The sequence below is a fragment of the Flammeovirga sp. SubArs3 genome (genome assembly GCF_947387565.1).
GTDB lineage: Bacteria > Bacteroidota > Bacteroidia > Cytophagales > Flammeovirgaceae > Flammeovirga > Flammeovirga agarivorans.
In genome coordinates this window covers 488,321-512,579 of sequence record NZ_CANDOA010000002.1, presented here as the reverse complement: position 1 = coordinate 512,579, position 24,259 = coordinate 488,321, and the positions used below count along the sequence as shown (strand labels likewise).

The window sequence follows — 24,259 nt, the reverse complement described above, 5'->3', positions numbered from 1 at the left end:
ATATTACCTGTTATATATAGGAACTATAGGTACTAATCTATTTAGAATATCATAACAATACACTCCTAGAAATCCGCCTGTAGCGTCCGCAAAAAAGTCAAATACATCTCCTTCTCTAGCATCTAACAACAAGCCTTGTAAAACTTCAGTAGCCGCTCCCCAAACCAATACTATACTTAATACGGTTAGAATAATCTTTTTCTTATTCCCATTGAGTATAGATGACCCACAAAAAGAAAACATAAGGCAAGCTGTAAATATTCCAAAAATTCCAAAGTGAGCCACTTTATCAAAATGAGGGATCTTTGAAAAAAAATTATCAGGATCCACAGGAGCGACAGTCAACAACAACTTGATTGTCATTGCAAACCAAATAATTGAAGGCAGGAAGAATAAAATATCTTTTAGTATTCCGTTCTTGTTTTCTATTTTCGTCATTACAAATTTTGTATAATCATATCAAGCCGCAAAAATATGCGTTCTATCCCATTATATATCACCCTTCTATTGTGTTTTTTCAGTTTTTCTGAAGTAGCTGCTCAAAAGAGTAAAAAACTAAGAGGAAAAGACCAATTAGCCATTATCACTTCTGATTTTGGAGAAATTGTATTATTACTTTCTGATAAAACCCCTGAGCATAAAAAGAATTTTCTAAAACTTGCTCAAGAAGGCTTTTATAATGGCACAACATTCCATAGAGTTTTAAAAGGATTTATGATACAAGGTGGTGACCCTAACACTAGATCCGATGGAGACTCCACACGTATTGGCATTGGAAACCCTGGCTATACTATCAACAGTGAGTTTACAGACGAGCTAGTACACGATTATGGTGCTGTTGGTGCTGCCCGACAAAATGATGAAATCAACCCAAGTAAATCTTCGAGTGGCTCCCAATTCTATATTGTTGAAGCCAAAGAGGGTGCACATCATTTAGATGGCAGTTATACCGTTTTTGGAAGAGTTATCAAAGGAATGGAAGTTGTAGAAAAGATTGCTGATTTAGAGATCGATGATGACGGAGAACCCCTAAATAGATATGAAATAAACATAAAAGTTGTTAAACAAAAGAAGAGGGATATAGCTAAAACTTTTGATTTAGATAACTTTTAGAGACTATTTGCAAAAAAAAGTCATTTTAACGCGTTATCGTAACAAGTTTTAGGTTAACGGAATTATTTTTTATCACTTTTCTAATTAAATTTGCCTTGGTCAAAATTGATATGTTGATAAAAATGTCATTATGATTTATTAAAATCATATCGTTTATTTTGATTATAAATAGTATTTAGTTCGCAGCAAGATTACAACAAACTCTTAGAGAAATGACAAAAACAAAAATACTTACACTTTTAATGATCCCAGTGGTACTTTTCCTGGGTTATTCATTATACCACAGTGTTTTTGACACAATTAAAGAATCTGAAGAAATCCGTGTTTCTGAGAAAAACGTGATTAGAAGCTTAAAAATGATTCGTGATGCTGAAACAGCATACTTCCAACGATACAAAGAATATACAGCTTCTTGGGATACTTTAGCAATGTTCATTGATAACGATTCATTGTACAACGTATCTAAAAAGGAAATTATCCAAGCTCGTACTAAGGATGATCCTTTATATTATACTCGTACTGACTCTGTTCGTATCGAATATGACACAATCGATGCTATCCAAGTTAGAGAGAAAATTTTCCCAGTGGAGGATTTCGGTACTTTTAGTGCTGCTAAATTGAAATTAATCCCTGGTAAAAATGGAAAAGAATTTGAACTTTCTGCCGATAAAATTAAGAAGGGTAACGCTACTGTAGCTGTTATCGAAGTAGTAGATAGATTCCCTCGTGATAAACAACGTAAAGAATCAAATGCATCTCCTACAAGAAGACTTCTTAAGTTTGGTTCATTAAGTGAAGCTACAACTTCAGGTAACTGGGAATAAAATTGGAAGATCTGCTATTTGAATCAGTCAGATACTCCGTACATTCAGACAGCTTTGATGTTGCTCAACTTGCTGATTACAGCTTGCATTTGAGAATACATCAAAGCTGTTTGGCTATTGGGGTATATGATGCCGAAAACAATGAGTGCCTTGCTCTGGAATCATATATCTATGATCCTGCACTCAATACTACTGCTCTAATTGTCAATCTGCATAATATTGTGCAGAAACACTCTTTCTTGAATGCTGCGTTTTGGAAAAACGTACATATCATCTCTGCCTTACCAACATTCGCCTATTTACCATCAGGTATTTCAGACAATGAAGCCGGAGAAAATGCATTAACACTGACTTCTAAGTTTAATAAAAAGAAAGACCGTGTTTATAACCACTCTACTCCTTTTGATGCCAACATTACGTTTGCAGTACCTATCGAGTTAGAAGAATGGTTAAAAGAAATGTATAGTAACTCTGAAATTACTTATAATCATAGCTCAGAAAGCTTTATGATTGAAGCAATTGAAAAAGATAACAATGCTATACACTGTTATATTGACAGTAATACGCTTCAGGTGATTAAATGTAAGGAGGACAATAGCATTGAATTTGCAAACACCTTCAAATACAAAACACCTCAAGATTTATTATACTTCGTACTTTTTGTTATTGATGAACTGAAATTGTCAGCCAAAGATGTTCCCTTATATATTTGGGGAGAGATCAAAAATGATGATGAGTCGATCAAAACTTTAAGACAATTTATTAGTAAAGTACATTTAGGTACTAGACCATCAGATGTTCGTTTTGCTTACCAATTTGATCAAGAACCTGAAGAATATTCAGCAGTTGACATTATTGGTAATATGAAATTAAATCGATGAAAAGAATAGCTTTTTTCCCTGGAACTTTTGACCCTTTCACAAAAGGGCATGAAGATATTGCACTTCGAGGTGCTCAACTTTTTGATGAAATCATCATTGGCATAGGTCACAACTCTAAAAAGAAGAGATTTTTCCCTGCCGAAAAAATGAAAGATCTAATTGAAGAACACTTCAGTGATAACCCTCAAATAAAAGTTATACTTTACCAAGATCTTACCGCTAAGGTTGCTAAAGACTTAGGTGCCCATGTATTACTTAGAGGTCTTCGTAATACAACAGACTTTGAATATGAAAATAGTATTGCTCAAGCCAATAGACACATTAATGGCTTAGACACTATTTTTATTTACACTTCTCCTGAATACTCACATCTAAGTTCGTCCATTATCAGAGAACTGCATAAATTTGGACATGATGTAGGAGAATTTGTTCCTTTTGAACTTAAAAACGACGAGGAGTAACAATGATTACTTTCTCTATCAAATTTTATATTAACAGCATTTTTCCACATAAATTTCATGGGAAAGGTGCTGTTAAATGATTAAATGCTAAATTGCATTCAGGCTAGGTTGCCGAACCTATCGACAGATAGTATAAATATATAGATTATGGGATGTCAATCGTGTTCAACGGTGGCGTGTGGAGTGCCGACAGGCTGTGGAAGCAATGGTGATTGCCGCTCGGGCGGATGTAGTAAACTAAACGCTTTTGATTGGCTTGGCGACATGGATTTGCCGTCATCGCAACGTTTTAATATAGTAGAAATAAAATTCAAAGGTGGTAGAAAAGGTTATTTCAAAAATGACCAACATCTTGAAATATATACTGGAGACCCTCTTGTTGTAGATACAGGAAACGGTCATCATATTGGTCATGTTAGTTTACAAGGAGACCTTGTACATCTACAAATGATCAAAAAAGGAATTGAAGACGACGAAAACATCTTATCAATTCTTCGCCATGCTACTCCAAAAGACTTGGAAAAGTTAGCTATGGTAAAAAATAGAGAGATACCTACTCTCTATAAAACTCGTGAAATCATTCAGGATTTAAATCTTGATATGAAATTGTCTGATGTTGATTTTCAAGCAGACAATTCTAAAGCTACATTTTACTATTCTGCAGATGACAGAGTCGATTTCCGTCAACTGATTAAAGTATTGGCCAGCGAGTTTAAAATCCGAGTAGAAATGCGTCAGATTTCTTTACGTCAGGAAGCCAGCCGTTTAGGTGGTATTGGTTCTTGTGGTAGAGAGTTATGTTGCTCTACATGGCTAACTGAATTTAAGAGTGTTTCTACATCAGCAGCTAGGTATCAAAACCTATCATTGAACCCTAGTAAGTTATCTGGACAATGTGGACGTTTGAAATGTTGTCTAAACTACGAGTTAGAAACATACATTGATGCATTGGTAGATATTCCAATGATTGATAAAAATCTTCAAACTCAAAAAGGTGAAGCACAACTTCAAAAAGTAGATATTTTCCGTAAGCGTATGTGGTTTAGTTTCCAAGGTGAAACTACATGGCATGTCATCTCTACAGAGCGTGTAGATGAAGTCACTAAGATGAACGCTAAAGGAAAATTCCCTGAAACTTTAGAAGAGGACAATGTGGATAAATCACTTGCTTTACAAGAACAGAAATTAAGTTCTATTCTTGACAAGCAACCTATCTCTCCTAAAAAATCACGCAACAAGAAAAAAGGCGGTGATCAAAAAGGAGGAAAACAACAACCTCAACAAAAAGACAACAGGAAAAAACAGGGACCAAAAAATCAACCTGCTAACAAAAAAGGTGGACAACCACAAAACAAGGGACCTAAGGCTCCTCAACCACAAAAGCAGCAGGCTAAAAATGGACCTAAAAAGGGAAATAATCCTTCTGCCAAAAACAATCCGAATCAGAAGTCAAGCCAACAGAAACAAAATCAAGGGGCAACTCCTGAAGGAAAGAAACAGCAGAATACAAACCCTAAGAATGCTCCTAAAAAAGAAGGACAAAAGCGTTCTTTCAAACCAAATTTCAAAGGAAAAAGACGTAAAAGACCTAACAATAATGACTAAGCTGAATCATTTATTTCAATTGGTTTGTAGCCTTTTCGTTGCCTCATTGTTATTCTCTTGTGATGCCAATAGGGTAAATGAAGAATATGTAGATTACAATCAAGAGATTTGGCCGGTAGATTCTATCGCTTCCTTTCAATTTGATATTGAAGACAAAAATCAAGCATATAACTTGATCGCTTATGTTAGAAATACTGAGAATTATCCTTTTCAGAATATCTACCTAAAGTATCAATTAACCTCTGCAGATTCATTGGCTGCTGATACCTTAATCGCTAATAAAATGTCGGACTTTCAGTTATTTGAAGTGAAGACAGGCGAACCTTTTGGAGAAGTAGAAAACTCTTTAGGCAATAGCAGTACTGGTGCAGTTTATAATCATCCACTGCTATTAAAAAAGAAAATGAAGTTCCCTGAAGAAGGAAGTTATCAATTGAATATTAGTCACTATATGAGACCTGATTCACTAGAAGGAATTATGGGAATAGGTTATCGTATTGAGATTGCAGAATAAAAAAAAAGGAGAGTACAATTAGTGTACTCTCCTTTTTTATTTCTAAGTATATGGAGATTGGAAATCAAACATATCCTTGTATTTATCTTGCCTTCTTAATACATGCTCGATAGACTCAGTGACTATCTCTCCCATATTCTCACACTTAAGGAACCTAGAACTTTTGTAATGATCTGACAGGTCTTGTCGAAGAGACATCACATTTTCTTTTGGAGCAATAATGTCTTTACGCATCGTCTTTAGAATGTCTTTTGCTCTATGTCTAAAGCCCATCACCCTTGTCGCAATCATAAAACGTTCCTCTGCTTGATACTGTCGTACAGACTCCCAAGAGATTTTACCCATCATCAGTTTTAATATAGAGTTGTTCTGACGATAGAATTGAGGCATGTATATATTTCTTCTTCCCTCATAACTTTGCTGATCAAAGTCAATTGGTCGGATTCTATAGTTAATTTCATCAAAATCCGGCACCATTAAAACTACCCAGTTCGAAGAGTGCATATCTCCAAGTAGTTGTACAAAACAACGTTCGTTGAACTTAACAAATTCTTTCGTTAAACGGGTTTTATTTTGATGACCATCCTCCAAGTAGCTATTGATAAACATATCTCCTGGTATACCTGGAATATGCTCTTCAATAAGCGTTTGATCAGTAACTAGGTAACTTACTTTATTTGGAGAAAGGATATCTTCTAACTCTAATCCGTAAATACGTGATGCATCCGCTACTTTCACATAAAAGTAGTCGAAGTTATCATTTATACGGTTAACTACTCTAATTCTAAAAGGCTTAGTATTACCATACGTACACATGTCTACCCTATCAATAAAAAGGTGTTCCATGACTGTAAGGTTACCATCGGCTCTTAATGAAGCATATAATTTTTTCAGTGTTTTATACAGCTCCTCCATGTCTTCTTGAGCGTAGAATACTGTAATCCACAGTGTATCTTCTCCATTGGAATCGTATAATGGAATTGCACTATTAAAACGACATAGATCTTCGTATTTGATATTTACAGGAGACACCCTATCATATTGATCTAAGAAGTATTCTAGAGGTTCAGTTACTGGATATGGAACCTTTTTCTTACTGATTAATGCCATATATTTCGCTTTGAATAAAGCAGATAAAAGTTATTCTTTTTCAATTTTTGATACCTTAAAAGTACGGATTTTTTAATCCTTATAAAATCAGATTTCTATGGAAATAATGAATGAAATCTAATAATCTCAGAATTGACTACCTCTTTCTTGATAGTCTTTTTTTAGTAATGCATCTTTGCGTTTCATTCATTCCATAAATATGTCAACAGTTCCCTACGAAATTATAGAAATGGAAGAAGCAGAATACAGAAACCATCCTGCTTTAGCCAATACAGATATTAAAAATGCTCAATTATTACTATTGGGTAAACAACCACATACCCCTAAAAAAGCATTAAGGGAAGGTACGATGTTGCATGCCGCAATACTTGAACCTCATGTATGGGAACAAATGGGAAAAAGAGTTCCAGACAAACAAGCATCACGAATTGATAGAATCGCTAAAACTGCACTAAATTATCCATTGCTTTCGGAGCTTCTAGAACACCCTAAAGTGCAAATTGAAAAATGTGTATTTTGGAAAGATCCCATCACAGGACTTGAATGTAAAGCCAAGCCCGATTTGTTTATTGAAGGCGAAGTGGTCGTAGATTTAAAAACTACTTCAAGAACATGGAGGGATGCTTTTGAAAAGCAAGTATTAAGAAATGATTTTGATCGACAAATCGCTTTTTACAATATCCCACTTGAGGCACCAATTGCAAGAGTTATTGGCGTAAGTAAAGTTTCTAAAGGTAGATTATTCCGATTGGAGTGGGAAAAAGATGACCCCTATTTAAAAACTGGAAAAGAAAAAGCTGATATTTTATTAAAGAAATTAGCTGACACACCTGAATTGATCGAACAAGCGATAAACCTTAGATCATTTAAAAAGAGAATCTAATAGGTGGGCTCCACATGGATTAAAACATCAATGATATTGGGGATTTCACTCATTATCTCATGCTTTAATTCATGAGCAATCTCATGGCCTTTTTTTACTGTAAACCTTGGGTTGACTCTAATATGTAGGTCAATACTATAGAACATACCTGATTTTCTCACCAAGCATTTTTCCATATTATCTATTTGCTTATTGCGTTTAGCAATCTGACCAATATGGTCTATCACACTATTGTAGATTTGTTTGTCCAATAGTTCATCCACAGCTGGTTTAATTAACCTATAACTATTCCATAAAATAAACGCTGCTGCAAACAATGCTGCATAGCTATCAGCATGATGGAAACTTTCTCCAAAGTACAATGATATGGAGATGCCAATAAAAGCAGTTAGTGATGTTACTGCATCTGCTCTATGATGCCAAGCATCTGCTTTTAATGAAGTACTTTGAGTTTTCTTCGCTTTCCTCATCACCCACTGAAAAGACAATTCTTTCCAAAGAATAATAGGACCTATAACAAATAACGTCCACTTTTCAGGTACCACTACTTCTGGCGACACTATATTTTCGATACTATTATACCCAATAAAGCAACCAGAAAAAACCAATAGTAAACCAATAAAAATGGTCATCACAGGTTCTATTTTCCCATAACCATAAGGGTGTTTTACATCAGGGCTTTTCTGAGCATATTGTACACCAAACAATACGATAATAGAAGAAACGATATCAGTTGTTGATTCTATAGCATCGGCAATCAAAGCATAGGAATGCCCTAAAACTCCAGCTGCACCTTTAATCCCGGCCAAAAGCGTATTACCGATAATGCTAAACAAACTCGCTTTTAATGTCTCCTTTTTTTTATCTATTTCCTTTTCCATAAGTATGATTTAGTTTCCTGTAAATTGAAGAATGAGAATCAAAACATTGAGAAAGATGACAACAGATGCAAAGAAATAAAGAGCATATTTTTCGAGTCCTTTATTGATGAATTTACCCATCACCTTTTTTGAAGAAGTTAGATATATCAATAAGATTATTGTGATAGGTAACTGAAAGCTTAACATCATTTGTGAATAGATCAAAGCCTGAAAAGGGTCTCCTATAAAAAAGATTAGAATTACTCCACCAAGTATGGTAATAAGAATCCCAATTCTTGAATCTTTATCATTACTATCATAAGATTTTTGATACAGTCCAGAATAAATAGTACCACCTGCCATACCTGCAGTCACAGAAGAAGAAACCCCTGCTAATAATAAGGCGACAGCAAAAATGATTGAAGATGCTTTACCGGCTATAGGTTCCAATAACTTTTCTGCTTGTACCAAGTCGGTGACTTCAACATGATTGTAGAAAGCCGCCGCTGCAACAATAATCATAGCAGAGTTAATCACCCAGCCGATAATCATGGTAAGCATCGTATCTTTAAACTCCGATTTTAATTTCTTTTTGATGACAACCTCAGATTGATCGAAATAATGCTGTTGCTGTATAATATCAGAATGTAAAAACATATTATGAGGCATCACAACAGCACCAAGTAAGCCTAATATCAAAACACCGGAACCCATTGGTATTGTTGGAAGAACAGAAGAAACTGCAGACGCTGTCCAATCCACATCTACTAAATTCAATTCTACAATAAATCCAAACCCTATGATCGAAACCATACCCACAATCCATATTTCTACTTTTTCATAAGATCTACCAAATAGAGCAGTAATCACTAGAATACCTGTCATCACTGCTCCTGCCTTGATTGGTATATCAAACAACATCTGTAAAGCTATTGCACCACCTAGAAGCTCTGCCAAAGCAGTACAAATTGCTGCACCAATTGCTGAAATTATCCAAATTTGCTTCCATGGCTTACGAATATATTTACCTATAGATTCAGATAAACAATAACCACTTGCAATACCCAAATGAGCCGAATTATGCTGGAATACAATCAACATTATTGTGGACAATGTAATTACCCATAATAAGGAATAACCATATGTACTACCCGCTTCTACATTTGTTGCCCAGTTTCCTGGATCAATAAAACCGACTGTTACAAGCAGACCAGCGCCAACGTACTTTAATTTATTTTTTAATTTATTCATAGTGAACAGATTGAATCACTTCTCTTAGATTGATAGTAGCTTTTATATACGAGGTAATTGAATATACTCTCTATAAATAAATGATTGAAAAATATAAAAAATGAAGTGCTTTTATTTATAGTGAAAGTTTATTGATAGTTATGCTCAATAAAAGGTATGTCTTTAATCAAAAAATCTTTACATTAGATGATAGTTATATCGTTACAGGAGAATAACCTATCTTTGTAACTTACAATTAATGATTTAACCCTATCATCATAAAACTTAATCTAATCTGTATCAGATTAATAGATAACTACTTTATATTCTGCTACTTCTAAAGAACTTACTATTTTAGTAGTAGTTGACAGGCTGAAAACGAGACCAGCGTTTTTAACTGTATTGAAATCTATTTGAAACATGAGTTGGAACAACATACATAAATATATATATCACCTTATACTTATACCTTTATTCATTCTTTCTGCATTCAATACACTGGCACAAGAATCAAAAGGAAATAAGAAAGTTATCTATGCAAAATTAAAAAGTTCTTCTACCTCCATACTTCAGCCTTGGTCAAGAACTTATATTGAAGATAGAGACTACCCTGCAGAAATGTTATCTCCTTCAAGCTACAAGCATTTATTACAGCCTAAAACTTCTGTTTTTTCAAATACTCGTTTTTTTCCAAGAGAGGTACCAGACATCTTAGAGATCCACTTGAAAGATGGTGCTTCTGTCGAACAAAGTATTATAGAACTTAAAAAACATCCTTTGGTTGAATATGTTGAAGTAGAAGATTTTGTGGATGACCTTCAATACATTCCAAATGACCCAAGAAGTGGAGAACAATTTTCAATCTCATTACACAACCTTTATGAAGCTTGGAACATCAGCAGAGGTAACCCATCCGTTGTAATTGGTCTTCATGATAGTGGTTTCCAAGTGGACCATGAAGACCTTACCGATAACCTCTATGAAAACACAGCAGAAATTAATGGATTTGATGGAGTCGATGATGATAACAATGGATATATTGATGACTTCCATGGCTGGAACTTCACTAAAAATTCGAATGATTTAACAGGTACTGACCATGGTACAACAGTAGCTGGAAATGGTACTGCTAGTTCTGACAACAACATTGGTACTACAGGATCTGGTTTTCATACCACTTACTTGCCTACTGTAAGAAGTGCATTAAGTAGTCTTGTATATGTGGCAGAACAACCCGGAGTAAAAATTATCAATATGTCTTGGGGAAGCAACAGTACAAAATCAATTGCCTACCAAGAAATTATCAGCTTCTATGCTGAAGATGCTGAATATGATATTTTGTTTGTTGCAGCAGCCGGTAATAATACACATGGGAATGTACCTACAGACTACTACCCTGCTTGTTATGAAAATGTACTAGCAGTCACTGGAGTAGATGCAAATAGAGTAAATAGAAATAGAACAAGAGGTTATTTAATTGATGTTGCCGGAGCAGATGGTTCATTGGCACCACATAAAGACAATAGCTATGGTAATGGAGGAGGAACTTCATATGCCAGTCCAACTGTTGCTGGTATAGCAGGACTAGTAAGAGCACACTACCCTGACCTTACAGCCAAGCAAGTAGCTGAATTGATTCGCTTTACTTCAGACTCTACTTTTTACAGCGAAACTGGAAATGAAAACCTAAACTATTTACAAGGTTTTGGTATAGTTGATGCACACCTAGCCCTTACTCAAAGAGATAATATACACGTTGTTAGAGCTAGCAATATCAAATGGAGTAAATTAAACACTGACGATATTTCCATCACTCCTGGTGATACGATGGAAGTGTGGTTTGACTTTCAAAATATACTAAATGGTAATTCCAATCTTAGAATAGAAATCTCTTCTTACAGTGATGATTTCACACCTATTTCGAATGAAATTTCGATAGGTCAGTTAAGTGAGTTACAAACCACCAACAATAGTAGCTTCCCATTTACATTTAAGCTAGAACCTTCCGGGTCTGTACACAGCAACCATTACTTCAGACTTGATTTCTATGATGATGCAAATAATTACCATGATTGGCAAAATGTTGAACTAAATATCACTTTAGAACAATATATTAGCTTTAATTACCTCTATGGTTACTTTAGGCCTGAAGGTACTTTAGGTACAAGAAATGGGCTTAATTACAATAGCCATCAAATTACAAGACAGGCTGGCTTTATGGTTGTGGCCGACAATAAAGTAGTGGATGCAACCTATACCAACCCTGAAAGCGATATCAGAAGTGCAGATTTTGTTGGAACGACCCCTATCGCTTTAGAGTATGCTCCAACTGTAGATGAAAATTACCCAATCTACCAATACAATACTTCTTTTGCAGATGAAGATGCTGAACAACCTATAGGTATTGAAATTGATCAGAAATTGTTTGGTCGATTTATTATCGATAGAGAAAAATCTATTTTCACTGAGTTAAAAATCACCAATAGAGGAAATGGTACATTCGATTCCGTAAGAGTTGGTTTATTTACCGATTGGATGATGAGTTTTGAAGGATCTAGTATTTCTTACCCTTTAGATAGTGGTGAAATTTCTTATGATCCAACAACCCAAACAATCATTGCCAAACATGCAAGAGATACTCGATATGCTGCCGTTCGATTGCTTAATGAAGGGCAAGTTCACGTACAATGTTTAGATCAAAAAGATGGTACTAGTGATATAGATATCAGTGATGGATTTTCAGATGCCGAAAAAATTCAGTCACTTACTTCAGGTATAGGTACGATTAATATTAGTAATGGTGCATCAGGAACAAATGTCAGTTCAGTAATCGGTGTCAGTCTTCCAAGTGTAAAAATCAATGAAGAAGTTAGAGTAGGTTTCCTTGTTTCAGTAGCAGATTCATATGATGAACTAATCACACAGTTAGATAGTACTGAAGTTACAGCACAATATTGGCTGAAAAGTCCATCTCCTGTTGTGGCCCATCAGATTGCTCATCAAGGTGAATATGTAGACATCCATACATCAAACTTTGATTCTTTAGCTCTTTACAAAAAAGAGTCTTCGAATAGCAATGCTGAATTGATTTCTAGAGGAAGAATCTTCCAAATCTTAATTGATAGTATCGATCATTATTATGTACAATCTCAAGGTAGATATGTTTATAATGGCGACTTGATTCAATTAACCGGAGATGCTATTCCTATATTATCTGTTTCCAGCCCAATGAATGTTTGTAAGAATACAAATGTAATTATTGCTCCTGCTGGATGTAACAGTTATAATTTTTATGATAATGAACTATTAGTAACCCCTTTATATAGCGGCAAAACACTAACCTTAACAGATATCTCATCTGATACACTCTTCTATATTACTTGTGCAGAGTTAACTAGTGAAAATGATTATACTAAGGTCGATATCTTAGTAGATGAAGTCATTACCGACTATAGCTTATCAGATAGTACCTCTCATATTGGAGGAAGTATCACTGCAGAATTTACCCAAATTGATAAAGCGAGAACATGGTCATGGTATATGGATGGCGAAAAAGTTGGCGATACTGACGACATAAGTATTACTCCTTCATTTACAGAAGCAGGCACTCATCAGTTACGTCTCTTTGCTAGTAACTTATCTGGCTGTACCTACATTATATCAAAAGAAATTGCAGTTTCTGTTGACAATGTTTCAAGCTCAGTGGTCTCTATCTTGGAAAATAGCATAGTGTATCCTAATCCTGTCGTCAACCACCAAGTAAATATCTCTACGGTGAAGAATGTTGGGAAAATGAAATTCGACCTTTATACGGTTGAAGGTGTGAAAATCGAAGAAAGTTTACCCTATAAAATTAATGGTAATACTTACGAAATTCACCTACCAAAACATATCCCATCACACACCTATATTTTGAAAGGACAGGCAGACGGAGGAAGCAATACATGGAAAATTGCTATACATTAACATCTATTCATGAGATAATTGTTCTAGAGGCAAGAAACTATCATTTATAGTGTTAATGTTTTGATTAATAGTCAAAACAAAGTCGTACATTTGCACACTAATTGAAAAAGAACCAACTATAGTAATATGCGAAAGTTTTTAGGACTTATTCCTGCACGCTATGGGTCATCTAGGTTAGAGGGTAAGCCATTGGCTGATATTTGTGGAAAACCTATGATCCAACATGTGTATGAAAGAGCCAAAGCTGCCTTAGATGATGTTTATATCGCTACAGATGATAAGCGTATTGTAGAAGCAGTAGAGTCTTTCGGAGGAAAAGTAATCATGACTTCAGCAGACCATGAAAATGGTACTACTCGTTGTCTTGAAGCACTTGAGCTTGTCAACAAACAAACTGATGGTCAATTTGATGCAGTAGTCAACATTCAAGGAGACGAACCATTATTGGAGCCATCGACACTAACTGAATTAGTAAACAGTTTTGATGAAGAAACAAACTTTGCTACTCTCGTAACTCCTGTAGTTCATGCAGAAGACTTAGAGAATGAAAGCGAAGTTTTTGTTACTTTTGATCACAATAAAAACGCTTTGTATTTCAGTAGAGCTGTTATCCCAACCGTAAGAGGTAAAAAACGTAAGGATTGGATGCAGTATACTACATTTTACAAACACTTAGGATTGTACGCTTATACTAATGATGCCTTGAAAAAGTTCTCATCGTTAGCTCCTACGACTTTAGAAAAATTAGAGTCATTAGAACAGCTAAGATGGATTGAGCATGGTTATCAAATTAAAGTAGGTATTACAGAACACGATAGTATTCCTGTTGATACCAAAGAAGATTTGGAACGTGTGAGAAACATTATGCAAGAGTTAGTCTAAAATTTACAAATAGCTAACGTTAATCATTGGTCGTTATTTCAAAAAAAAACTAAATTGCGCCTCATTGGAAATTGAGTTTCATTGTGAGACAAATATCTGATAAATAAGCAATAGAATACAGATGAGTAAAAACATTGTAAAAGTTGGTGACATCAACTGTGGTGCCGACGAATTATTCTTGATCTCTGGACCTTGTGTTATCGAGGACGAGAGCATCATGATGAAAACAGCAGAGAAATTAAAAGAAGTTACGGAACGTTTAAACATTCCGATGATCTATAAGGCTTCTTTCCAGAAAGATAACCGTTCTTCTGTAGATTTTTATAGAGGTCCTGGTATCGAGGAAGGCTTACGCATTATGCAAAAAGTCAAAGACGAATTTGGTTTCTCATTAGTGTCAGATATTCATTACCCTGATCAAGTGAAGCCTGCTGCTGAAGTATTAGACATCTTACAAATCCCTGCTTACTTATGTATGCAAACTGACTTAGTTGTTGGTGCAGCAGAAACAGGTAAAGTAGTGAACATAAAACACGGTCAGTTCTTAGCTCCTGAGAACATGATCAAGCCAGCTCAAAAAATTGAATCAACTGGTAACAAAAACATCATCTTAACAGAGAGAGGTTATTCTTTCGGTTACAATGATTTGATTGTTGACCCTCGTTCATTCTATGAAATGAGAAAAACTGGTTACCCTGTAGTATTCGACGTAACTCACTCTATCCGTAAATATGGTATCCCTTCTGCGGATCCAAACGGTGGTGCTCGTCAGTACTTAGGGACATTGGCTAGAGCTGGTGTGGCTGCAGGTATCGATGGTTTATTTATCGAAACTCACCCTTGCCCATCAGAAGCACTTTGTGATGCTGCAAGTCAATTAGATGTAAATCAATTAGAAGAGTTCATGAAACCTCTTATTGAATTACACAACATCGAAGTTAGTTACCGCAAGTAATTACTTCTTCAAAGTAGATATTAATTAGCAAATTATATACTTAATAGTAGTATGGAATTATATTTAGATTCAGCAGAGATTAATGAGATCAAATCTTCATTTGATCAACTTCCGTTCATGACGGGATTAACAACAACTCCAACATTCATGGCTCGTCACGGTATCACAGATATCGACGGAACTATTGTTGAATTATCTAAAATTGTACCTGTTCTTCAAATTGAAGCTTTAGGCGATACAGCAGAAGAAATCGTTGCTGAAGCTAAGCGTCAAGAAGCTTTAGGTTTAGACCGTGATAAAACAGTATACAAAATACCTGTTTCTAAAGAAGGTCTTAAAGCATGTAGCATGTTAGTAAAAGAAGGTTTCAAAGTGAACATTCACCTTGTATACACTTTACAACAAGCTTATATGGCTATGCAAGCTGGAGCAACTTATGTATGTCCACTTGTAGGTCGTTTACAAGATCAAGGTCACAATGCTTTATCATTAGTTGAAGATTGTGTTGAAGCTGTAAACTACTACGGTTACAATACTAAAATCATGTTCTCATCAGTTCGTACTATCCAACATGTACGTGATGCTGTTGAAGCTGGTGTTCATACAATTACTGTACCTTGGAAGATCATGTCTCAATTAACTGAGAACCACTTCACAAAAATCGGTACTGATCAGTTCGTAAACGATACTCGTTTAATGACTGTTAGAGTTGGTGATGCTTTAGCTGAAGCTAACCCTACAATCACTGCTGAGTCTACAGTTGCTGAAGCTTTAGTTGTTATGACTAACAACAAAACTGGTGCAGCTACAGTAGTAGATGCTAACGGTGCTGCTATCGGTATCTTTACTGATGGTGACTTACGTCGTTTAGTAACTGAAAAAGGTGGTGATGTTTCTAACATCCAAGTAAAAGAATTAGGTTTAAAAGAGCCTATCTCAATCGATGCTCACGAATTATTATTCGCTGCATCAAACCTTATCAAAGAAAAGCAAGTTGATGAATTGGTAGTAACACTTGACGGTAAAGCTATCGGTTTATTAGACGTTCAAGATATCGTAAAATACTAATCTCTAATTATGAGAGAAGAGTTATTTATTGAAGGAGGAGGCGTGTTTGTAACACCCTCCTCTTCTCTTATACAGCAATTGAAGAAGGTTAAAGGATTAATCTTTGATTGGGATGGCGTATTTAACGGAGGTGTTAAAGGTGGTGCTATGCCTAGTCCATTCTCAGAAGTAGACTCAATGGGTGTAAACATGCTCCGTTTTGGTTACTTCTTGGAACATGGTGAAATCCCTTTCACTGCAATTGTTACAGGAGAATACAATGAAGCAGCTTTCAAATGGGCGAAAAGAGAACATTTTGATGCTGTATGTTACCTTGTTAAAGACAAAGTAAAAGTTCTTCCTTTAGTTGATGAAATGTCTGGTGTTAAAGCTGAAGAGATTCTTTTCTGTTTTGATGACATCTTAGATATCTCACTAGCAAGAGAAGTAGGCAGTAGATTTATGGTCGGAAGATCAGGAAGTCCATTATTTACTGAGTATTGCAGAATGAATGGCCATTGTGATTATATCACAGGAAATTCTGGAAGTAATAATGCTATTAGAGAAATCTCTGAAGTAGCTCTTTGTTTATTAGATCGTTTTGATGAAACCATCGACAAAAGAGTTGATTTTGAAGGAGAATACGCAAAATATATCAAGATGCGTAATGAAATTGAAACCAAATACTTCAAAAATGAAGGTGGAGATTTCAACCCAAGCAACCCTCTCTAGATTATAAATTAGTATGTAGTATTTTAAATTAAGTAGTTAAAAAAATACTAATTATTGAATACTACATACTAAATATTAAAAATTTATCAACAAAAAGAGACGATTAGCTAAAATTCATTGCCCACAAATTGGAAAAAGGCTAGGATCAAAATAACTTTGCTATCCGATTAATGTTTCAAACAAACCTTAAATAACTAAGCCTTTGAAAGTAATAGATCGTCTAACGCAAGCTACTGAAGAGAAAAAAACGCTATTCTCTTTTGAATTACTACCTCCAGTGAGAGGAAAAAGTATCCAATCTCTTTTTGATGCTATTGATCCACTAATGGAGTTCAATCCTGCTTTTGTGGACGTTACCTATCACAGAGAAGAATACATCTACAGAGAATTACCTAACGGCTTATTCGAAAAGTCAGTACAACGTCATAGACCAGGTACTGTTGCCGTTTGTGCTGCAATTATGCACAAATACAATGTAGATACTGTACCACATATTATTTGTGGTGGCTTTTCTAAGGAAGAAACTGAAAATATCCTTATTGAGTTAAACTTCCTAGGCATTGAAAATATCCTTGCATTAAGAGGAGATGCTGCAAAAGGTGAAGCGGCCTTTACACCACATCCTGATGGTTATGGCTATGCTTCTGACTTAGTAGAGCATATCACTTCAATGAACAATGGTGAGTTTAAGTACGGTGAAAACACAGGTTTTAAAACAGGTTTTTCAGTAGGTGTTGCAGGTTATCCTGAAAAACACATGGATGCTTCTAACTTAGATACAGACATCAAATACTTAAAACAAAAAGTTGAATTGGGTGCTGATTATATCGTTACTCAAATGTTCTTCGATAACCAAAAGTATTTTGATTTTGTTGATAGATGTAGAGCAGCAGGAATTACTGTACCTATTATTCCTGGTATTAAGCCGCTAACTACAAAGAAACAGTTAACTCTATTACCTAATATCTTTAAGCTTGATTTCCCTCAAGAACTAATCAAAGAAGCTGAAAAGTGTAAGGATAATAAAGAAATCAAGAAATTGGGTATCGAATGGGGTATTCAACAATCTAAAGAATTGATCGAATATGGTGTTCCTGGAATGCACTTCTACTCAATGGGTAGATCTACTTCAGTAAAAGATATTGCCGAAGCAATTTTCTAGGATCTAAAAATATATCTAACTTAATGCAACAATTGGTATCACCAGTTGTTGCATTTTTTATTTTATGGAGTGGTTAAGCAGTATACTTTTACTTTATTTTATTTTCCTGCATTGGTCCAACAACCAAAAGCACAGTACTTCAATATCTAAATATTACCCATACCTACTGATAGTAAAACTCTTATTAGGTATTGCTATCGGGTTATTATATTCTTTTTATTATAGAGGAGGTGATACTTTTGGGATATTCAAAGACGCCAATACTTTGAGAGAAATTGCTATAAACCAGCCATTAGACTATCTAGATTATATCTTTAGTAAACCTTATCGATATCCCGAAGCAATTCAATCAAAGCTTCTTCAAAGTAATGCCTCAACTGCGATTTTTGCCATCCTATTAAGTTTCGCAAGTCTTTTAACAGGTGGAAATTATTGGGTCACAAGTCTATATTTAAGCTTTTTCTCATTTATATGTATCTGGAGATATCTCTACAGTGTTTATCAAATCTATCCAAAACTAAAGTATAGTTTAATTATTCCTTTTTTCTTGTTACCCTCATTTTCACTGTGGAGTAGTGGTATTGTCAAAGAATGTCTATCTATGGCTTTTCTATTCTATACTTTAAGTATTTGTATTGATTACTTATCACATAATACAGTCAAAAAAAGGAATTGGTTATTAGCTGTAATCTTCTTATTTCTTCTTTTTCAAATTAAATTCTACTACGGAGCTCTTTTTATTGCCTTGTCACCAATGATGATCGTATTTAAGTATCGACATCAAATGAGATTAAAAAGCTGGAAGTGGGTATTACTTCCTAGCTTTCTTATCACTCTAGTTATTCTGACATTACCCTTTTTACATCATCACCTGAATTATCATCAAATTGTACATACTATCTATTTAAATTATCAGAAATTATATTCTGCATCGGCTGAAGGGCATGCTATTTTTTTACCACTGTTCGATGATTCAATTAATGGCTTAATCCAATCATTACCAACAGCGATAATTAAAGCTTTTACTTCTCCGAAAATCACGTCAGAGAGTTCTATTTTTTATGTAATCATCAAAATAGAGAACTTCTTGGTACTTGGTTGTTACTTATTATCGATTTATTTCCTCTTAAAAAACGATATAATAAAAAAACGTCTATGGCTGTTATGGACGTTTATGTATATATCAATAATAATTATTCTATTTGTAGGGGTTCTTGCTATTGCCAGCCCCAATTATGGTTCTCTTAACCGATATAAAATTGGAGCTGTAGTTTTACTGTTTCAATTGTCTTTGAGTAGTATTGAGATACATCATACAAAGAACTTTTCATCAAGGTAAATTTCTGCCATCATACATCTTGTTCCCCCTCCACATACCGTTTCGATAGTAGTTATTGGAGAGTGTAGCAGTTTGACATATTTTTCCATTGTTTCTCTCTGCTCATTGGTAAAAGCGTTAAATGCTTGAGTAGACATTGTTAGCACTTTATCTCCTTTTAGAGATGTCACTTCCAATACATTGCAAGTAAATGCTCTCATCTGCTCCAACGAGACATCTATAATCTCCTTACCATTTTGGGTAAAGCTCTCAAATAAATAGCTCTTTTCTTTTTCGTCTTTGATAGATTCTCCGCAAACTACGACAAAGTCAGACTCAATGGATAGCATCACATTTGTATGATAGATTGGAGTATCAGTATCATCAACAGCATTAAATAGCACTCCTTTATACCCTAATTCAGCCAAATGATCATGAAATAATTGCTCATTCGTTCTGTGTGATACACAAGCATACCCTATTTTATTTACTCTATCGAAAATAATACTTCCTGTACCTTCCAAGAATATATCTTGATCCTCGAAATGAGATAAATCTAGTTTTTCTGAAATATGAAAGCACATATCCAACATTTCTATAACATCTTCTCTCTTTTCTAGCCTTCTATTTAAAGGTTTCATAGGGTAGAGATATAATTTTCCATCGGTGTGAGTAGAAAACCAATTGTTTGGAAATAATGCATCTGGAGTATATGGTTCCGGAGTATCATCTACAACGATAACATCAATATTGTTATCTCTTAATGTTTGTACGTATTGGTCAAACTCTGCTAATGCTTTGACTTCTATGTCTTCTAAGTTCTTCAAAGCATCAATATTCTGAAACTTATTATCGACAGCAGTGTCTTCATTAAAACCAAATGAAGCGGGTCTCACCATTAAAATGTGAGATGCTGAGTTATTGATTTCATGCATATTCGTTCGGTTAGTGTGTCTTTGGTGTCAATTATACTTATTGAAAAAGGAAGAATAAAAATTTTTTTCAAAAAAAATAGAACTTTTTTTCTTAAAGTGTCAATATCAACCTTTTAGAATAAACGATATGGAATACACAAATTTACAAACATGAATACACAGGATAAGTTTACACTTAATATATATTTTTTAAATAAGTGTGATTAATACAAAATTTATTTTAATTAAGTGTTGATATACACTTATAAAATTTTGTTTAAAAATATTTTGACAGAATAAAATAAAAGTGCACCTTTGTAATATCGAAAGAGAAAAACGTTTCTCTGATCTAAACAGACAGAGAGTTTATATAGATATTAATTCATCTTTAAAAGATGATCAAAGATATTTCAGTTTTAAAAGACTGTAAAAAATAAGTAATAATTCATTTCATTTCATACTTTATTGGGAGAGGTTGTCATTCAGTGGCAACCTCTTTTTTGTATATCATTTTTTCAGCAACTCATATCTCAACTCAAACCTAATTATCAACATTCCTCTGAAGTAATAGAATTTAATTTGAAAGAAATTCTAGATTCAATTCCCTTCTTATTTAATCAATAGTCACTTAACATTAAATTCATAAGAGACTATAAATCAATATTTCGAATAATTATTCACTTATTTATATTCAAAATAAGAAATAGGAAATCTTACACTTATTGAGGTTATTTTTGATATAAATCAACATAATTTTTAAAAATATAATTTCATTGTATTTCATTAACATTTTATTTTAAAATTTATTCATTTAAGTGTTGCTCCGTACACTTATAAAATATAAGTCGATGATTCATCAATAATTCAAAATCATACTACGGGATCAGATTACACTTATAAAATAAAAAACATATAAGTGTATTTACAACGGAATAATAAATAATTAAATAGGCATTTTACACTTATAAAATTTTACTCAAATTCATTTTGACGAAAGAATTTTTTACCACACCTTTGTAATGTTCTCAATGACGAGAACGGAAATAAAGAAGAACATATTATCATTATTATATAATTTAAAAATCATGAAAAAATTAACATTAGTATTCGTTGCTTTCTTATTGACATTTAGTTCTTACGCTTCAGAATTATATTTACCATTTAACGGAATTTCATATTTCTTTAAAACTTCTGAAAACGGAACTTCAGCTACATTATTATTAGATAACTTAGAAGGAGAAGAAGTTAACTTCACAATATCTAATGAAGCTGGTAAAATATTTATGACAAAAACAGTTATTGCTTCAGGAAAAGTTAAAGAAGACATTAATTTCAAAGCATTACCTGAAGGAAAATATAACTTTAAGTTACAGTTTGAAGATAAAATGATGGTTAGAGACTTCTATATTACTTCTAATAAAACAGCAGTAATGATGAACTATCAACTAGCTACTTCAAACCAAAAGTTTAAAGTATCTGTAGTAAAAGATCAATTAAACATGATCGTAGGTAGCAATGTTAAAGGTTTTGTAAAGTTATCTCTTAAAGCTGATAACGGTGACGAAATCTACAACACTAAGTTTGTTGCTGGTGCGAAAAACGTAAAACGTTTTGACTTATCAGAGCTACCAAAAGGTACTTACTTTGCTGAGATGGTAATCGACGGTGTTGCTTACACTGATTCATTCTCAGTACTTTAATAAAGACATAATAAATAATAAGTAATAATTCATTTCATTTCATACTTTATTGGGAGAGGTTGTCATTCAGTGGCAACCTCTTTTTTTGCTTATAGATTTCTATTAAATTGTGTCTTTCTACATCTAACTAGCTTAACGATGAAAACTAACTATGCTGATACTTCTTTAAGTATTAAAAACCTAGCGGAAGAAGATAGACCTAGAGAGAAGCTTCTTCAAAAAGGCAGACAGGCTCTTACAGATGCCGAATTAATTGCTCTTCTTATCGGTTCTGGAACTCCTAAGTTATCTGCAATTTCGGTCGCACAGCTCCTCCTAAACTATTGTGAGAATGATCTTAACAAATTAGCTCAGCTTTCTATTAAAGAGTTAAAGAAAATAGAAGGTATTGGAGATGCTAAAGCAGTAACTATTACTGCAGCTATTGAACTAGGTCGTAGACGTAAAGAGGCTGATAAGCCAACTCGTCCTAAAATCAGTTGTTCTAAAGATATTTATGCTTTGTTATCCCCTTACTTATTGGATTTAAACCATGAAGAACTTTGGGTAGTCCTTATGAGCAGGTCGAATAATGTAATCGCCTTAGAAAAGATTTCTATGGGTGGAATGACAGGAACTGTAGCTGATCCTAAGATCATCTTTCAAAAAGCATTAGAAAAAGGGGCTTGTTCTATTATTCTATCACATAATCATCCTTCTGGACATGTCAAGCCTAGTCAGGCCGATATATCATTAACGAAAAAAGTAAAGAATGCTGCTCAGTTTTTAGAAATGCCACTTCTCGACCATCTCATCTTTGGAAATGACAGTTATTTTAGTTTTGCAGATGAAGGAATTTTATGAAAAACATGATTATTTTATTATTTTGATATAGACAATACATAACTCAAAATAAAATAATGAATAAATCATCTATTCTCAATCTATTATTATTACTACTTTCAACAACAATTTATGCAAATGATAGAGTAATAAATGAAGCAAATTATCAATGTCCTTCAAACTTTATTATACACAATGGTGAATCTGTTATAATTAATGGGAATTTAATAATCAATGCTCCAGATAAAGTAGAGATACAAGACGGAGGTGAATTAATTGTAAAAGGTAATGTTGTTATTTGGGGTGTTCGAAACTCAAGTTCAGGGAATCCTCACAATTCTTATCAAAAACCACCAGTAAGCATTGTTAATTCTGGAAACGTCGTTATAGGAGGAAATGTGGATATTCATGATGATACTAGATACGAAGCTAGAGGTACTAAAGCTGCTTTAGCTGTATTAGGTGAATATGTAAATGCTTATGGATCTTCAAGTAGTCATGGTTGGCGTCATATCTCAAATCAAATAAATGGTACCCCTGGTACTCATAATTATATTGGAGACAGACTTAAAATGAATGCAATGGCAGGAGATTTCTTTGGTAATAAAGGACATAACCCACCTGTCAGAATTACTAATCAAAATAAAGATCAAATTCCTGCAGCTTTACAACAAATCATAAAAGATCAATTCCCTAATTCTCAAGCATCTAAAAACCTTCCTATTGAACTTATTACGTTTGAAGGTTTTGTAAACGATACTGAAATAGAATTACAGTGGAGTACTGCAACCGAGGAAAATAATAGCCATTTTACAATTGAGAAATCTTATGATGGTAGAAATTTCAAAACAATCTCAGACAATATAAAAGGAGCCGGTAACTCAGCTACATTAAATGATTATTCTTTTGTAGATGATGATTTACAAAACGGACGAATTTACTATAGGTTAACTCAAACAGATTTTGATGGTAAAAATGAAAGCTGGGTCACAGTTGTAAACTTTCATAACGATAGTGATAAAGTTGAAGTTATTTCTATTTACCCAGATCCAGCAGATTATCAATTAAGTGTTATCATACATCATTTTGATAACGATGTATTTACCTTTAAAATTATTCATGTTGAAAGTGGTAGTGTCTATGAATTAATTCCACTATATCCAATGCAAAATGAAAAAGTCATGTTCAATGTAAGTAATTATACCTCTGGAGCATATGTTTTAGAAATTTTCAACCATGGACAAGCTATAAATAAATCTGAGATAATTATTCAACACTAA

General features: G+C 34.0%; 22 protein-coding genes. 17 read left to right on the top strand and 5 right to left on the bottom strand.

Features of this window, described 5'->3' with window-relative positions; all coding sequences use genetic code 11:
- Window positions 1-3: 3 nt before the first annotated feature.
- A complete protein-coding gene (locus QL232_RS06635) occupies window positions 4-438 on the bottom strand; it encodes a VanZ family protein (protein WP_281613533.1) in 435 nt (144 codons plus the stop codon).
- A gap of 36 nt (window positions 439-474) precedes the next feature.
- On the opposite strand from QL232_RS06635, the gene QL232_RS06630 reads away from it, so the two are divergent.
- The 6 genes from QL232_RS06630 (at window position 475) to QL232_RS06605 (ending at window position 5,398) form a co-directional block, all read left to right on the top strand.
- Window positions 475-1,113 (top strand): peptidylprolyl isomerase, encoded by a 639-nt coding sequence (locus QL232_RS06630; protein ID WP_281613532.1) that lies wholly within the window; start codon window positions 475-477, stop codon window positions 1,111-1,113.
- Window positions 1,114-1,325: 212 nt separating this feature from the next.
- A complete protein-coding gene (locus QL232_RS06625) occupies window positions 1,326-1,937 on the top strand; it encodes a hypothetical protein (protein ID WP_168880674.1) in 612 nt (203 codons plus the stop codon).
- Between the two features lie 2 nt (window positions 1,938-1,939).
- Complete coding sequence (locus QL232_RS06620; protein ID WP_168880673.1) at window positions 1,940-2,818, top strand: DUF3822 family protein; 879 nt, start codon at window positions 1,940-1,942, stop codon at window positions 2,816-2,818.
- Entirely contained in the window at window positions 2,815-3,279 is a 465-nt protein-coding gene (gene coaD, locus QL232_RS06615) for a pantetheine-phosphate adenylyltransferase (protein ID WP_168880672.1), read from the top strand. Before QL232_RS06620 ends, coaD begins: the two co-directional genes overlap by 4 nt.
- Window positions 3,280-3,426: 147 nt before the next feature.
- Window positions 3,427-4,884 (top strand): regulatory iron-sulfur-containing complex subunit RicT, encoded by a 1,458-nt coding sequence (ricT, locus tag QL232_RS06610; protein ID WP_281613531.1) that lies wholly within the window; start codon window positions 3,427-3,429, stop codon window positions 4,882-4,884.
- Entirely contained in the window at window positions 4,877-5,398 is a 522-nt protein-coding gene (locus QL232_RS06605) for a gliding motility lipoprotein GldH (RefSeq protein ID WP_281613530.1), read from the top strand. Before ricT ends, QL232_RS06605 begins: the two co-directional genes overlap by 8 nt.
- Window positions 5,399-5,440: 42 nt before the next feature.
- Here the strand turns inward: QL232_RS06605 and QL232_RS06600 are convergent, their stop codons facing one another.
- Entirely contained in the window at window positions 5,441-6,508 is a 1,068-nt protein-coding gene (locus QL232_RS06600) for a hypothetical protein (RefSeq protein ID WP_168880669.1), read from the bottom strand.
- A gap of 199 nt (window positions 6,509-6,707) precedes the next feature.
- Here QL232_RS06600 and QL232_RS06595 point away from each other — a divergent pair, with 199 nt between their 5' ends.
- Entirely contained in the window at window positions 6,708-7,391 is a 684-nt protein-coding gene (locus tag QL232_RS06595; protein ID WP_281613529.1) for a PD-(D/E)XK nuclease-like domain-containing protein, read from the top strand.
- Here QL232_RS06595 and QL232_RS06590 read toward each other — a convergent pair.
- Both QL232_RS06590 and QL232_RS06585 read right to left on the bottom strand, forming a co-directional pair.
- Entirely contained in the window at window positions 7,388-8,272 is an 885-nt protein-coding gene (locus QL232_RS06590) for a cation diffusion facilitator family transporter (protein WP_281613528.1), read from the bottom strand. The genes QL232_RS06595 and QL232_RS06590 overlap by 4 nt on opposite strands.
- A gap of 9 nt (window positions 8,273-8,281) precedes the next feature.
- Window positions 8,282-9,502 (bottom strand): Nramp family divalent metal transporter, encoded by a 1,221-nt coding sequence (locus QL232_RS06585; protein WP_281613527.1) that lies wholly within the window; start codon window positions 9,500-9,502, stop codon window positions 8,282-8,284.
- Between the two features lie 399 nt (window positions 9,503-9,901).
- On the opposite strand from QL232_RS06585, the gene QL232_RS06580 reads away from it, so the two are divergent.
- The 7 genes from QL232_RS06580 to QL232_RS06550 all read left to right on the top strand — a co-directional run bounded on the left by QL232_RS06580 (window position 9,902) and on the right by QL232_RS06550 (window position 19,564).
- Window positions 9,902-13,447: a S8 family serine peptidase gene (locus QL232_RS06580; RefSeq protein WP_281613526.1), complete on the top strand. Its 3,546-nt coding sequence runs from the start codon at window positions 9,902-9,904 to the stop codon at window positions 13,445-13,447.
- 126 nt (window positions 13,448-13,573) lie between these two features.
- Entirely contained in the window at window positions 13,574-14,329 is a 756-nt protein-coding gene (gene kdsB / locus QL232_RS06575; protein WP_168880664.1) for a 3-deoxy-manno-octulosonate cytidylyltransferase, read from the top strand.
- Between the two features lie 121 nt (window positions 14,330-14,450).
- On the top strand, window positions 14,451-15,284 hold the full coding sequence (kdsA, locus tag QL232_RS06570) for a 3-deoxy-8-phosphooctulonate synthase (RefSeq protein WP_168880663.1): 834 nt from the start codon (window positions 14,451-14,453) through the stop codon (window positions 15,282-15,284).
- Window positions 15,285-15,335: 51 nt separating this feature from the next.
- A complete protein-coding gene (locus QL232_RS06565) occupies window positions 15,336-16,352 on the top strand; it encodes a transaldolase family protein (RefSeq protein ID WP_281613525.1) in 1,017 nt (338 codons plus the stop codon).
- Between the two features lie 9 nt (window positions 16,353-16,361).
- A complete protein-coding gene (locus QL232_RS06560; RefSeq protein WP_281613524.1) occupies window positions 16,362-17,063 on the top strand; it encodes a phosphatase in 702 nt (233 codons plus the stop codon).
- A gap of 202 nt (window positions 17,064-17,265) precedes the next feature.
- A complete protein-coding gene (gene metF, locus QL232_RS06555; RefSeq protein ID WP_281613523.1) occupies window positions 17,266-18,225 on the top strand; it encodes a methylenetetrahydrofolate reductase [NAD(P)H] in 960 nt (319 codons plus the stop codon).
- 64 nt (window positions 18,226-18,289) lie between these two features.
- The gene (locus tag QL232_RS06550; RefSeq protein ID WP_281613522.1) at window positions 18,290-19,564 is read left to right on the top strand and encodes a hypothetical protein; all 1,275 of its coding nucleotides are present in this window, start codon (window positions 18,290-18,292) and stop codon (window positions 19,562-19,564) included.
- Here the strand turns inward: QL232_RS06550 and QL232_RS06545 are convergent.
- Window positions 19,537-20,478, bottom strand: coding sequence for an arginine deiminase-related protein (locus tag QL232_RS06545; protein ID WP_281613521.1), 942 nt, complete (start codon window positions 20,476-20,478; stop codon window positions 19,537-19,539). The genes QL232_RS06550 and QL232_RS06545 overlap by 28 nt on opposite strands.
- 1,064 nt (window positions 20,479-21,542) lie before the next feature.
- Here QL232_RS06545 and QL232_RS06540 point away from each other — a divergent pair.
- From QL232_RS06540 to QL232_RS06530, 3 genes are all read left to right on the top strand, one after another.
- On the top strand, window positions 21,543-22,157 hold the full coding sequence (locus QL232_RS06540; protein WP_168880658.1) for a hypothetical protein: 615 nt from the start codon (window positions 21,543-21,545) through the stop codon (window positions 22,155-22,157).
- A gap of 138 nt (window positions 22,158-22,295) precedes the next feature.
- On the top strand, window positions 22,296-23,000 hold the full coding sequence (gene radC, locus QL232_RS06535) for a DNA repair protein RadC (protein WP_281613520.1): 705 nt from the start codon (window positions 22,296-22,298) through the stop codon (window positions 22,998-23,000).
- Window positions 23,001-23,056: 56 nt separating this feature from the next.
- On the top strand, window positions 23,057-24,259 hold the full coding sequence (locus QL232_RS06530; protein WP_281613519.1) for a hypothetical protein: 1,203 nt from the start codon (window positions 23,057-23,059) through the stop codon (window positions 24,257-24,259).

Coding starts and splice junctions, on each gene's coding strand:
- QL232_RS06635 (WP_281613533.1), bottom strand. CDS start 438: ATGACGAAAATAGAAAACAAGAACGGAATACTAAAAGATATTTTATTC.
- QL232_RS06630 (WP_281613532.1), top strand. CDS start 475: ATGCGTTCTATCCCATTATATATCACCCTTCTATTGTGTTTTTTCAGT.
- QL232_RS06625 (WP_168880674.1), top strand. CDS start 1,326: ATGACAAAAACAAAAATACTTACACTTTTAATGATCCCAGTGGTACTT.
- coaD (WP_168880672.1), top strand. CDS start 2,815: ATGAAAAGAATAGCTTTTTTCCCTGGAACTTTTGACCCTTTCACAAAA.
- ricT (WP_281613531.1), top strand. CDS start 3,427: ATGGGATGTCAATCGTGTTCAACGGTGGCGTGTGGAGTGCCGACAGGC.
- QL232_RS06605 (WP_281613530.1), top strand. CDS start 4,877: ATGACTAAGCTGAATCATTTATTTCAATTGGTTTGTAGCCTTTTCGTT.
- QL232_RS06600 (WP_168880669.1), bottom strand. CDS start 6,508: ATGGCATTAATCAGTAAGAAAAAGGTTCCATATCCAGTAACTGAACCT.
- QL232_RS06595 (WP_281613529.1), top strand. CDS start 6,708: ATGTCAACAGTTCCCTACGAAATTATAGAAATGGAAGAAGCAGAATAC.
- QL232_RS06590 (WP_281613528.1), bottom strand. CDS start 8,272: ATGGAAAAGGAAATAGATAAAAAAAAGGAGACATTAAAAGCGAGTTTG.
- QL232_RS06585 (WP_281613527.1), bottom strand. CDS start 9,502: ATGAATAAATTAAAAAATAAATTAAAGTACGTTGGCGCTGGTCTGCTT.
- QL232_RS06580 (WP_281613526.1), top strand. CDS start 9,902: ATGAGTTGGAACAACATACATAAATATATATATCACCTTATACTTATA.
- kdsB (WP_168880664.1), top strand. CDS start 13,574: ATGCGAAAGTTTTTAGGACTTATTCCTGCACGCTATGGGTCATCTAGG.
- kdsA (WP_168880663.1), top strand. CDS start 14,451: ATGAGTAAAAACATTGTAAAAGTTGGTGACATCAACTGTGGTGCCGAC.
- QL232_RS06565 (WP_281613525.1), top strand. CDS start 15,336: ATGGAATTATATTTAGATTCAGCAGAGATTAATGAGATCAAATCTTCA.
- QL232_RS06560 (WP_281613524.1), top strand. CDS start 16,362: ATGAGAGAAGAGTTATTTATTGAAGGAGGAGGCGTGTTTGTAACACCC.
- QL232_RS06550 (WP_281613522.1), top strand. CDS start 18,290: ATGGAGTGGTTAAGCAGTATACTTTTACTTTATTTTATTTTCCTGCAT.
- QL232_RS06545 (WP_281613521.1), bottom strand. CDS start 20,478: ATGCATGAAATCAATAACTCAGCATCTCACATTTTAATGGTGAGACCC.
- QL232_RS06540 (WP_168880658.1), top strand. CDS start 21,543: ATGAAAAAATTAACATTAGTATTCGTTGCTTTCTTATTGACATTTAGT.
- radC (WP_281613520.1), top strand. CDS start 22,296: ATGAAAACTAACTATGCTGATACTTCTTTAAGTATTAAAAACCTAGCG.
- QL232_RS06530 (WP_281613519.1), top strand. CDS start 23,057: ATGAATAAATCATCTATTCTCAATCTATTATTATTACTACTTTCAACA.